Origin of the sequence: Micromonospora sp. NBC_01739 (genome assembly GCF_035920385.1) — a bacterium.
Lineage (GTDB): Bacteria > Actinomycetota > Actinomycetes > Mycobacteriales > Micromonosporaceae > Micromonospora.
In genome coordinates, this window is sequence record NZ_CP109151.1 from 2560150 (window position 1) to 2572002 (window position 11853).

Below are 11853 nucleotides of genomic sequence, written 5' to 3' on the forward strand. Positions count from 1 at the left end.
CGGATCCACCTGGGACTGTGCGCACAAGACTCGAACGTCGTGCCCGAGCGCCTGCAGGGCCCAGCCGATCGGAACCATCGCTGCGTACTGAGTGGGCCACGACGATACCGCAAAAAGCACGCGCATCGATTGCTCACATTCCTGGTAGGTCAGTACGTCCTTTTACCCCAAGGCTCTTCGCTGCGTCGGCCAGTGCGGACCGGTCGAGATCACCCGGCCCCGGGCGGCCCGGCAACAGCGACACCACCGTGCTGCGGCCGGCCCGTACCGCCGGATGACGTCTGGCCAGCTGAGCCAGTCCCTGGCCGGGTCCGGTCTCCACGAGGACGACGTCGCGTTCGGCCAGCATCGCGTTCAGCGCGGGCCAGAACCAGATCGCTGCGGCCGGTTGGCGGGCCCAGTAGTTCGGGTCGGCCACGTCCTCATGCGTCAACGGAACCGCTGTGTAACAGGAATAGAGGGTGATCCGCGGCGGGGAGACCGGCAACTTGGCGATCGCTTCGGCCGCTCCCGCGGTGGCCGGCTCGAGCACCGGACTGTGGAACGGACTGAGCGAAGGAACCCGTCGACACGTGAAGTTCTGCGCCACCAGGGACTTCTCCACCAACGCGAGTGCCGGGTCCGGGCCGGCGAGCACGATCTGCCTCGGCGCGTTGACAGCACCGATGACGACGTCGCCGTCGAGGAAGGCCGTGACGTCCTCCCGCCGCGCAGCGACAGCGAGCATGCCGCCCGGCGGGCCGTCGGCCAGCCGGTGTATCCGGTCGAGCACGAGCCGGACCGCGTCACTCAGGCTGAACACGCCGGCCAGCGTGGCCCCGGCCACTTCACCGATGCTGTGCCCCAACAACGCTTCCGGCCGTAGACCCCAGTCGAGTACGACCTGCCCCAACGCGTAGTCGATAGCGAACAACAGGGGCTGTGAGCGGGTGACGTGGTCGAGGTCGACGAGTGGGTGCGGCGCGAGCCAGTCGGCCAGCAGGCGGGCGCCTTCCTCTCCCATCTCGGCGAACACCTCGTCCATAGCCGCGGTGAACACCGGGTCAGTCCGATACAGGCCGGTGGCCATGCCGGCGTGCTGGGATCCCTGGCCCGGCAACAACAACGCGATCGGTCGGCCCATCGGCCTCCTTCCCTTCCTCACCCGGCCCACGCCGGGCGGTCGAGTACCTCGACCACTGCGCACGAGAAGCTGTACCCGGCACCGACGCTCACCAGCATGCACGTGTGGCCCGTATCGAGCACGCCGCTGGTCACCAGATGGTCGAGGCCGGCGATAGGGTCGCCCGCGCCGAGGTGGCCGACAGCACGACTCCACGGCCAGGTGGTCCTCGCTGGGTCGATGCCGAAACTGCTGAAGAACGCTACCTTCAGCCGCCTGCGACCCACGTGCGGCAACACGATCCGGTCGATGTCGCCGAGTTCGAGATCTGCGGCGGCCAGGGCTTGCTTGATCACGCGTTCCTGAGCGGAACTCACCAACGAGACCGCGTAGGACACGCTGGTCCTGGCGAGAAAGGCACGCTTGCACACCTCGTAGTCGACCTGTGGCCGGTGCTCGAACGGCGTTCGCCCGAAGGGGTCGTCACCGCGGTTCATACCTTCCAGCTCCGGCACGGACAGGGTGACCAGGCTGCGTAGCCGCGCGAACCCGCCACGGCGGGACAGCACCAACGCCGTTCCGCCATCGGCGTACACGGTGCCGGGATCGCTGTGCCAGCGGTCGAAACCGGGCTGGCAGAACTTGTCTCCCGTGGTGATCAGGGCCGAGGAGCGCCCAGGATCGACGGCGAGGTAGGCGGAAGCCAGCTCCATCGCGGCCATCCCGCCGTTGGACATTTGGCGGACCTCCATGGCCGGGCAGTTGTTCCCCACCGCCTCCCGTTGCACGTAGGATGCTGGCGCCCACAGATCGTGGCCCTGGTAGAAAAAGCTGGCGTGCAATACCAGGTCGATGTCGGCGGCCGTTGAGCGGGCACGGGCCAACGCCGTCCTAGCCGCGCGGACGGCCATCTCCGGCGCGGACTCCTCGCCGGCCACCGCGACCGAGACCACGTCGGTGACCCGAGCCAGCGCTGCATCGAACCTGCCGGCGGCGACCACCTGCCCGGTGGGCACCCTCGGCGGCAACCACGTCCCCGTGCTGTCGATGTAGGGGAGTTCCACCGTCAGCTGCGGCCGACTTGCTGAACCGCGGCCACGAACTGGTTGAGCGTGCGCACCTCGGACAGTGCGTCGTCGGACAGTTCGACGCGGTACGTGCGCTTCACGATTGCGGCGGCCTCCATCAGTGCCAGGGAGTCGTACCCGAGGAGTTGGAGGTCCACATCCCCGATGTCGTCGCCGACGTCGACCGACGCCTCCTCGCCAGCGCATTCACGCATGATTTCGATCATTTCGGACAACGTGAGCTCGCTCATCCGTCTTCCCTTCTCCGGTTGCTGACGACCAGTGCGCTATTGAACCCCCCGTGCCCCCTGGCGAGTACTAGTGCGGCCGAGCCGGCGAACGGCCTCGGTCTTTCCCCGAGGACGACGTCGATGTCGTAGCAAGGTGTGACTCTCGTGGTCGGCGGGATGACTCCGTCACGCAGCGCCAGCAACGCCAGCACGACGTCGAGTGGGGCACCGCCGGAGTAGAGGCGACCGATCATGGTCTTGGGCGCGGTCACCGGCACGCCGTGTGGACCGAACATCTCGACGAGCACCTCCGCCTCGACACGGTCGAGCGGGGCGACGCCAGCCGCGTCGGCGAAAACCACCGCGATGTCGGCGGTGTCCAGCCCAGCGTCATCGAGCGCGACCTCGATCGCACGCCGGAGGTTGGGCGGCCGCCCAGAACCCGGCCGAGGGTCGAAGGTTGAGCCGTAGCCGGCTATCTCACCGTATATCCGCGCGTCACGCGCCCGTGCCCGCCGCTCGTCCTCGACCACGAGGATCGCTCCACCCTCACCCGGCACCTGTCCGTTGGCGTCCTTGTCGAACGGGAGGTACACACGGGCCGGCTCCTCCCGCGTGGACAGCTGGCCGCCGGCAACCTGAGCGGTCAGGCCGTACGGGCACAGCGTGGAGTCCATGCCACCGGTGAGCACCAGCGGGGTCCCGCTGCGGACCACCCGCCTGGCGTGGGCGATGGCGACGAGGCCACCCGCCTGTTCCGCCACGAACACCCCGGTGGGACCACGCATGTCGTGCCGGATAGAGATCTGACCGGTGTTGACCGCGTAGAACCACGCGAAGGACAAGTAGGCACTCACGTGGTCCGGCCCGTCACGCCACAGGTTCTGCAGCTCGCGCTGGCCGAGTTCGAGGCCGCCTGCCGCGCTGGCCGTGATCACCCCCATCTCCAGCGGGGACAACCGTGTGGTGTCGACGGCGGAGTCGGCGATCGCCCAGTCGGCGGCGGCGAGGGCGAACTGAGTCATCCGGTCGGTCTGCGGGATCAGCCTGCTCGGAATGTGCTTGCTCACGTCGAAGTCGAGTACCTCACCAGCCAGCTTGCTGGGATACGAGCCGGGGTCGAAGCGCCTGAACGGCCGGATCGCGTCCTCGCCACGCAGGGTCGCCGACCAGAAGGCTTCCGTGCCGAGCCCGTTGGGTGCCACGACCCCCAAACCGGTGACCACCGCTGCGGTCATCGAACTCTCGCATCCGTCAGCACCATCGCGCTCTGGAACCCGCCGAACCCGCTGGCCACCGTCAGCACGGTGGCCAGGTCCTGTTCGCGGCTGACCAACGGCACGTAGTCCAGGTCCAGCTCGGGGTCGGGATGGTGCAGGTTGGCGGTCGGCGGCACCACGCCGTGCTCGATCGCCAGCGCGCACGCGGCCACCTCGATCGCACCGACGGCGCCGAGCGAGTGGCCGATCACCGACTTGATCGAGCTCACCGGCACGGCATAAGCGTGCTCGCCGAGGCTGCGTTTGAAGGCAGCGGTTTCGTGCACGTCGTTCTGCCGGGTGGCCGTACCGTGCGCGTTGACGTAGTCGACGGCGGTCGGGTCGAGTTTGGCTCTGTCCAGCGCCGAGGTGATCGCGGCCGCCATCTCTCGCCCGTCCGGGCGCAGGCCGGTCATGTGGTGAGCGTTCCCGTGACAGGCGTAACCGCTGACCTCGCCGTAGACGTGTGCGCCACGTGCGCGCGCGTGCTCGAGCTCCTCCAGCACGAGGACGGCAGCCCCTTCGCCGAGCACGAACCCGTTGCGGGTCCGGTCGAATGGACGCGAGGCACTCCCCGCGTCGTCGTTGCGTGGCGACGTCGCCTTGATCGCGTCGAAACAGGCGACTGTGATGGGGGTGATCGGCGCCTCCGCACCGCCGGTGACCATGACGTCGACCGTGCCCTCCCGGATCAGCTGCCAGGCGTAACCGACGGCGTCGACTCCGGACGTGCACCCCGCCGAGACGATCGAGTTGGGTCCTTCCGCACCGACCAGCCACGCGACCTCGGCCGCCAGCGAGCTGGGGACGTAGTAGTCGTAGAGGTTGGGTGACGCGCGGCGGTGGTCGACCAACCACTGCCTTCCTTCGTCGCTGACCGCGCGATACTCCTGCTCGAGGCGCTGCGAACAGCCCACCGCGTTGCCGATGCTTACCCCGACCCGGTGCGCGTTGTCTGGCACGCACTCGAAGTTGCTGTCCGCCAGTGCCTCCCTGGTCGCGACGACAGCCAACTGGCCCACTCGGTCCAGCCGCTCGATGTCGTCCTCGGTGAGGCCTTCCTTACGCGGGTCGAAGTCACACTCTGCCGCGACCCTCGAGCGGAACGGCGTGGAGTCGAACGCCGTGATCAGCCTGGTCGCAGGCACACCGGACACGATGCGCTCCCACATCGCCTTTGTCCCGACATCGCCGGGGGCGACAACACCTATCCCGGTGATGGCGACACGACGTTCTCCCATGGCTGGCTCCCAGATCGTGCGCATCGATTGCTGAACTCACGATGGGCCGTCGCTCTAGAAATGGGCTAGAGGGATAACCGGACATCTGGTCGCCCTTGACCGTGGTCTGCGGTGATCGTGTCCGGCACGGTCCGGAAACCGTTGAAGTGCCGCTGTCAGAGCGTCTCTGGAGCGGACCCCGGTTGCTTTCCGAGCACGCCGGCCGACCATCTGGAAAGCCGATACTCACCGGCTAACGGAGGTAGCTGTGACCCGGGTGGCAGATCTCTCTGCATGTGGTGTCCCCGGAGGCGCTCTCCCCCGCGCTTCTACTCCACTGGTACCGCATCCGCATGACCGTCAGTAGGAACGGTTCGCGACCGGTCTGGGCCATGTCGACCGGTCCATGACCTGTGCTACCTCATCGGGCCCATCCCGGGCGAAATCGCTGGAGGGAAACATGCTAAGACGAATGCTCGTTGCCACAGCCGTAGCGCTCGGGGCCGCGCTGGTTGTGCCGGCGCCGGCAGTCGCCGCCGCTGAACAAGACAACAAGACGCCGCTCTCACTGTACGAGATCGTCGAAAAGCGCTCCGCTGACGCCCGCGCGATGCGCGCCTCAGTGGCTGTCAGCGAGAACACCCTGTACGCGTTGACGCCCAAACGTGACGCGATCTGGATGTTCGACGGTCAGAGCTGGTCGCAGATCGGCGGCCCAGCGGCCGAAATCCACGCCGGCGGCGGTTACGTCTACGCGACGAGCCCGACGACCGGCAAACTCTCCTGGTACGACCACGCGACGGCCACGTGGCTCGAGATCGGGGGCCCCTACGATCAGTACGCCGTGGACGACGTCGGAATCATCCAGGGGCTCGACAGCACCGGCATCTTCGAGTGGTGGGGCGGCGACGACTGGCGCAAGATCGGTGGCCCGGCGTCCTCGATCAGGTCCGGCGGCGTCGGCCTGCTCATCGCAACGAGCCTCACGACCAATGAACCCTACATCTACACGGGCCTGCCCTTCCTACCCTGGAACAGGATCGGTGGCCCCGGCGACGACTTCGTCATCACCAACGTCGGTTACGTCTACGGACAGAACAAGAGCGGGATCTACGCGTGGCGCGGCAACCTCGACTGGATCAAGGTGGGCGGCCCCGCCAAGAAGATGTACACCGGTGGGTACATGGTCGCCACGAGTCCGCACAACGGTGACGTCTACCGCTTCTTCGACGCCGAACTCCACTGGGAATACGCGGGAGGCCCTGGCGATCTGTTCTCCGTCGCCAACGACGGCACCCTGTACGGCCTGAACAAGAGCGGCATCTGGCGCAAGGTCCCTGGAGGCAGCGGCTGGACCAAGGTGGGCGGCCCTGCCGCCACCTTCGCCGTATAAGTCTCCGGCGATCCGAAGCCCCGGTGGTAGCCAACCGCCGGGGCTTCCCCATCAGCCCTACTCGATGAAATGCCCGATCACGAGGCAGCGAGACGGTGCCGGCGGCCCCGGGAAGACGGGCATCGGCAGCACACCGAGCGAGCCCCGGTCCATCACGTGGACGCTGCCGCCGGTACAGCCGCCGCACGAGAAGCTGCACACCGAACCGAACTCGTAGCGACCGCCGGACGGTCAGGAGCGCGAACTCTCGATCGGCACGGAGGCGGCGCCCTCGCGCCGCAACGCCTCGATCCGCGCCGTGGAGTAGCCCAGCTCACGCAACACAGCTTCCGTGTGCTCCCCCAGCTCGGGCACCGGGCCCATAGGCAGCTCAACTCCCGCGACCGTGAACGGCGGGAGCAACCCGCGCACGGCCCCTGAGGGCGTGTCCACCTGCCGCCAGCGGTCCCGCGCGGCCAGCTGCGGATGCGCCAGCACGTCCCCGATGTCGTTGACCCGACCGGTCGCGACTCCGACGGCGTCAAGGCACGCGACGAGCCGGTCGGCGGGCAGCCGCACGGTGTGCGCGGCGACCAGGGCGTCCACCGTCTCGCGGTGGTGCACACGCGCGACGTTCGTCGCCCACTCCGGATCGGTTGCCAGGTCGGGCCTGCCGAGAAAGTCCTCGGCGAACCGCGCCCACTCCCGGTCGTTCTGAACCCCGATCACGACGTCGACACCGTCCTGAGCGGGAAACGCGCCGTAGGGCACCACGCTGGGATGGGCAAGGCCCATCCTGGGCGGGGACTGCCCGGTCCCCTGGGTGTGGTAGAGCTGGTAGCCCATCCACTCGACGGTCGCCTCAAGCATCGAGATCTCGATGCCGGCGCCCTGCCCACTCACCGCCCGGCCCACCAGCGCGGCCAGGGTCGCGGTGAGTGCGTACATGCCCGCCGCGATGTCGGAGGCCGGCAGCCCCGCCTTCGTCCTGCTGTTCTCGGCGCCGGTGGCGGAGACCAGCCCGGCCTCGCACTGGATGAGCATGTCGTAGGCGCGCCGGGTGCGGTAGGGGCCGCTGACGCCGTACCCGGACATGTCGACCGTCACCAGTCGGGAGTGCCTGGCCCGCAGGTCGGCGGCGCCGAGGCCGAGCCGGCTGGCCGAACCCGGCGCGAGGTTCTGCAGGAACACGTCGGCCGTGGCGACGAGATCTGCGACGACCTGGCGGCCGCCGGGTGACTTCAGGTCCAGCGCCACCGACTCCTTGCCCCGGTTGAGCCAGACGAAGTGACTCGCCATTCCGTTGACGCTGGTGTCGTAGCCACGCGCGAAGTCACCGCCGTCCGGCCGCTCCACCTTGAGCACGCGGGCACCGAGGTCGGCGAGATGGCGCGTTGCGAGCGGCGCGGCCACCGCCTGTTCCAGCGCAACGACCGTGACGCCGGACAGTGGCAGGTCCACGCTGCCGGGTCGTTCGCTCTTCGGCACGGCAGGTCACCTCGTCTCTGGATCGAGCGCGACCGGGAGCGTGCTCATCCCGTACTTGTTGGGGTGGCGGTCCACGGTGAACCGGTCCGAGTCGGCTGAGACGGCCGGATCGCGGTTGCCGTCCACCTCGACGTCCTCGGTCGCTATCCGGCTTCCGTGCGGCGACGGGTCGGTCCAGCGCAGCGCCTCGTCGGCCGCGGTCGGCGGATCAGTCTCGCCCGCCTTGAGCGCCCGCCCAGGCACGGGGTGCTCGATCAACGTGGGAAGGCCACTGGCGATCGCGTGCCTGCCCGTCTCGTCGCCGCCGATGATCAGGCCGCAGCAGTTGGCCGGTACGTCGCGGTCGGTGAGCGGCGCGCCGCCGACCTGGCAGTTGGTGAAGCGGTCCTTGTCGCGGTAGACAACCATCGCCTCGGCATTGCGTGTGATCAGCCAGGACCCGGGCTGGTCTGTACGCTCCGGTCGCCGATGCAGTGCGGGCCGCGCACGCAGGTGGGGCCACAACGGTGCCGAGTCCCGCTTGGCGTGCAGCCGGGGGTCGGCGGGGTCTGACGAGTCGAGCTCTTCGGAGCTGACGGCGGTGCGGGTCATGGTCCGGGCCTTTCGCGACGGTAAGTGGGACAGCGCGGTGTAGATGTCGCCCGGCGGTCGCGGCCAGCACGGGTTCCCGAGCGGTGCCCACGCGGTCAACCCGATCTCGGTCGCGCGCCGCGGGCCGCGTTCGGCCAGGGCGGCAGCACCGGCGTGTTCCCCGACGACAATCACGACCTCCGCACCGACCACACCCTCTCTCTCCCGAGCATCGTGATCGCCAGGCTGGCCCACCGATTACCCATCCCCCAAGCTCTGGGCTCGAGCCGCCGTTTCAATCTCGTGAGGCCGCCGCCAGGCCATGTAACGGGCAGCGGTGGTGCGGGCATCCCCACCTTGACAGTCGCACCCCTTGCCCGAAAGAGAGATCGTTACGAGTGGCGAGCGCGATCCTGGCGGCCGCACCGAGCCGTAGGGACACCGATCCAATGGTCAGGACTTGCGCTGCGCGACCCAGAGGCCGTCCCGGACCGGCACGATCACACCGGCGAAGTCGGGGTCGTGGGCCAGTACGTCGTTCATGCGCCGCACGCCTGCCAGCTCGTTGGAGGGCTCGTCGACGTCGCCCGCGACGACACCGCCACCGCAGAAGGCGTTGTCGATCATGAGAATGCCGTTCACCTCGAGGTGCGACTTGGTGAGCCGCAGCAGCTCGGTCGCGAGCTTGGGGTCATTGCCAAAGTACCGGTGCTTCATGACGTCCTGGAAGATCAGGTCGTAGACGCCGAGGCTCGGCAGCAGCTCGAACAGGTCGCCGACGATGATCTCGACCCGGTCGGCGAACCCGGCGCGGTCGATGAATTCCGCCGCGCGTGCCGCACGCTCCGGGTCCAGCTCAATGCTGGTGACCTTGCCGCCTTCAGGCAGTGCGTGCGCGAGCCACAGTGCCGAGTAGCCGATCGCCGTGCCCAACTCGAGCACCCTCATAGCCCGCTCGCCGCACAGCGTGGCGAGCATCTGGACGATCGTGCCCTCCAGCCGGCCGATGATCGGGATGCCCTCACTCTCCGCAATTGTCTCGATTTCCGTCATGACGGCCTCGAGGCGTGGGGGCAGCTTCGCCGCACGCACCAGAGTGGTGGCGAAGACCTCCCTTGGGTCGGTGCTGTCCTGCGGGACGATGGGCAGCGAAGTGTCAATCATGGGCTCATCTCTTCCTACTAGTGCGTGTCGTCGTCTTTGGAATCAGTGGAAACGTACGAGTCAGTGATTCGGCCCCGCGCTCTCCGGGAGTTGGCGCACCTGGAGCTTGTCCAGCACGGCAGGCAAGGCCTCGGGAACCAGGGACGCGGTCCGCCAGGCGACGATCCCGTCAGGCCGGATGAGGCTGGCCCCGGACTCACCGATCCCGTAGCGGGTAACGAGATGCCTGTCAGGGTCGGTTTCCTCGAAGTCGGTGCCGACCACGACGGTGTCGACCCGGGCGTCCGCCCCCCGCCATCTCTCGTCCGCGGCGATCAACATCCACTCACCGAACATGTCTACTGTGGACATTCGGGATCCAGCGCGGGTGATCCAGACGTGGGGCGCCCGGAATCCCGGACGCCCACTGGGGCGCAACGGATCCTCGACGGTGGCTGGATCCGTGTCGTCGATCAGGACGGCTCCCGACCGGTACCGGAACCCGAGAAGCACCTCGGAGTAACCGACCCCGGCTGGAGTCTTGTCGATCAGGTGCGGCGCCATCCGGTTCGCGTAAACAGACATCGACTCGTCAACCACCAGGTGCGCCACCAACTTGCGTTCCGGTTCGTAGCTGTCCAACAACCCGGGGTCCGCCGTGCCCTTCACCACCGCGGCCAGCTTCCAGGCGATGTCGTAGCCGTCGCCGATCGCGGTGTTGCCGCCGAGCCCGCCGGTCGGAGGCGTGACCTTCGCGGCGTCCCCGACGAGGAAGACGCGGCCGTCCCGCCAGCGGTCAGCGATGTAGGCGGCCATCTCCCACTGCTGGATGTTCAGCAGCTTCGGCTCAAGGTCCGGCATGTTGACCGCGAGCCGGATCAGCTCGACACAGCGGGCCGGCGGGAAGTCCTCGGGCGACTCGCTCCGGTCGGGCGAGTACTCGACAAAAAACGTGTGCCGGTTCGGTTTGTCAGTCGGACCGAAGGTCCCGGTGAACGCCGGGTTCTGCAGGTAGTACCACCCGACCGAGCCCGGCGGCAGCACGGCGGACAGATCGGCCTCGAAAATGACCCCGACGAAGTGCGACAACACCCCCTGCCCATACCGGGAGATGCCGAGTCGCTCACGAACGGGGCTGTCCGGACCGTCCGCGGCAACCAGGTAATCCGCGTGCACGACGGACTCCTTGCCGGTCGTCACGTCACACACCACAGCGTTGACACCCGACGGGCCCTGCTCGAACGACACCAGCTCCGTGCGGTACCGGGCGACAGCGCCGTACTTCTCCGCCTGGGCCAGCAGAATCGGCTCCAGCTGGTCCTGTGCGAGAAAACCCCAGCCCTGCGGTGTACACGGCGCGGTCGCGGCAATCATGTCGTCGACGCTCTCGGCAAAGGTGTGCAACACCTTGCCGCCGACGCTTTCTGCGACCCTGATAGTGAAGTCGCCGTGCTGGCCGCGAAGGTCATTGGCCTGCTTGACCTGGTCGAGCACACCGCCGATTCGCAGCAGCTCCATGGTGCGCGGGTTCTGTCCGGCCGCCTTCGGATAGATCGAGGTGCCCGGGTGCTTCTCTACGATCAGGGTGCGAACCCCTCGCTTCGCGAGGAACATCGCCGCCGACAGCCCACCGAGTCCCGCACCGACGACGAGAACCTCCGCCGTGTCCGTCATGTCTCCTCCTGGCTAGTCAGTACGCCGACGAACAGTCCGCGGCCCGCGTGAAGTCCCTCGATGTAGTCGACAGTGAAACCAGCGGCGGCGAAGGCGGTCTCGTACTGCTGGCGGGTGAACAGGGTGATCCGGTGGTTCTCGACGAAGTGCCGGGCACCTGCCGCCGCGTCCGCCACGACGTAGTGCACGTTCATCCGGGACGCGCTGCCTTCCAACTTCGAGTGCGACACCCGGGAGATCGTCGTGCCGTCCACCTCGATCACCGTGCCGGAGACGTAGCCGTCGACGTAGTTCTCCAAGAACCACCATGGATCGACGGCGACGACGCCGCCAGGGGCCAGGTGCTTGGCGAACTGGGTCAGCGTGGTGCTCAGCTCCCCGGTGTCGGCCAGGTAGCCGATCGATCCGAACATGCAGCTGATCGCATCGAAAGTCCTGCCGAGCGCGAACTCACGCATGTCGCCGAGGTGCAGCACCGCCTGCGGCACGGCGGCCTTGGCGATTCGCAAGAACGGCTCGGAGATCTCCAATCCCTCGACATGGTCGAAGAGGGTGGCGAACGCCCGCAGATGTGACCCGGTGCCACAGGCGATGTCCAGTAGCGACGAGGCGGCCGGTTTGCGAGCCCTTACCTGCCTCGCCACCTCCTCCGCCTCCGCGAGGTAATTCTTGCCTCGGCCACGGTGGATGAGTTCGAACACCTCGGCGAGCTCGGCTCCGTACATAGG

11 protein-coding genes are annotated in these 11853 nt (G+C 67.8%); 1 reads left to right on the forward strand and 10 read right to left on the reverse strand.

Annotated features, from left to right (window positions below):
- Nucleotides 1-133: 133 nt before the first annotated feature.
- Genes OIE53_RS11335 through OIE53_RS11355 form a run of 5 tightly spaced genes read right to left on the reverse strand, consistent with a single transcriptional unit; the run spans nucleotide 134 to nucleotide 4899 of the window.
- Nucleotides 134-1123 (reverse strand): acyltransferase domain-containing protein, encoded by a 990-nt coding sequence (locus OIE53_RS11335; RefSeq protein ID WP_327026569.1) that lies wholly within the window; start codon nucleotides 1121-1123, stop codon nucleotides 134-136.
- A 17-nt stretch (nucleotides 1124-1140) separates the two neighbouring features.
- Entirely contained in the window at nucleotides 1141-2166 is a 1026-nt protein-coding gene (locus OIE53_RS11340) for a ketoacyl-ACP synthase III family protein (protein WP_327026570.1), read from the reverse strand.
- Nucleotides 2167-2168: 2 nt separating this feature from the next.
- Complete coding sequence (locus OIE53_RS11345) at nucleotides 2169-2420, reverse strand: phosphopantetheine-binding protein (protein WP_327026571.1); 252 nt, start codon at nucleotides 2418-2420, stop codon at nucleotides 2169-2171.
- Nucleotides 2417-3637, reverse strand: coding sequence for a ketosynthase chain-length factor (locus OIE53_RS11350; protein ID WP_327026572.1), 1221 nt, complete (start codon nucleotides 3635-3637; stop codon nucleotides 2417-2419). Before OIE53_RS11350 ends, OIE53_RS11345 begins: the two co-directional genes overlap by 4 nt.
- On the reverse strand, nucleotides 3634-4899 hold the full coding sequence (locus tag OIE53_RS11355) for a beta-ketoacyl-[acyl-carrier-protein] synthase family protein (protein WP_327026573.1): 1266 nt from the start codon (nucleotides 4897-4899) through the stop codon (nucleotides 3634-3636). The genes OIE53_RS11350 and OIE53_RS11355 overlap by 4 nt, the downstream gene beginning before the upstream one ends.
- 451 nt (nucleotides 4900-5350) lie before the next feature.
- On the opposite strand from OIE53_RS11355, the gene OIE53_RS11360 reads away from it, so the two are divergent.
- Nucleotides 5351-6271: a hypothetical protein gene (locus tag OIE53_RS11360; protein ID WP_327026574.1), complete on the forward strand. Its 921-nt coding sequence runs from the start codon at nucleotides 5351-5353 to the stop codon at nucleotides 6269-6271.
- Nucleotides 6272-6502: 231 nt separating this feature from the next.
- Here OIE53_RS11360 and OIE53_RS11365 read toward each other — a convergent pair whose 3' ends face one another.
- From OIE53_RS11365 to OIE53_RS11385, 5 genes are all read right to left on the reverse strand, one after another.
- Nucleotides 6503-7738 (reverse strand): CaiB/BaiF CoA transferase family protein, encoded by a 1236-nt coding sequence (locus OIE53_RS11365; protein ID WP_327026575.1) that lies wholly within the window; start codon nucleotides 7736-7738, stop codon nucleotides 6503-6505.
- Between the two features lie 6 nt (nucleotides 7739-7744).
- Nucleotides 7745-8521 (reverse strand): hypothetical protein, encoded by a 777-nt coding sequence (locus tag OIE53_RS11370; RefSeq protein ID WP_327026576.1) that lies wholly within the window; start codon nucleotides 8519-8521, stop codon nucleotides 7745-7747.
- Between the two features lie 240 nt (nucleotides 8522-8761).
- Complete coding sequence (locus tag OIE53_RS11375; protein WP_327026577.1) at nucleotides 8762-9472, reverse strand: O-methyltransferase; 711 nt, start codon at nucleotides 9470-9472, stop codon at nucleotides 8762-8764.
- A gap of 60 nt (nucleotides 9473-9532) precedes the next feature.
- On the reverse strand, nucleotides 9533-11125 hold the full coding sequence (gene rdmE, locus OIE53_RS11380) for an aklavinone 12-hydroxylase RdmE (RefSeq protein ID WP_327026578.1): 1593 nt from the start codon (nucleotides 11123-11125) through the stop codon (nucleotides 9533-9535).
- Nucleotides 11122-11850, reverse strand: a complete 729-nt coding sequence (locus OIE53_RS11385; RefSeq protein WP_327026579.1) for a class I SAM-dependent DNA methyltransferase — start codon at nucleotides 11848-11850, stop codon at nucleotides 11122-11124. Before OIE53_RS11385 ends, rdmE begins: the two co-directional genes overlap by 4 nt.
- Between the last annotated feature and the right edge of the window lie 3 nt (nucleotides 11851-11853).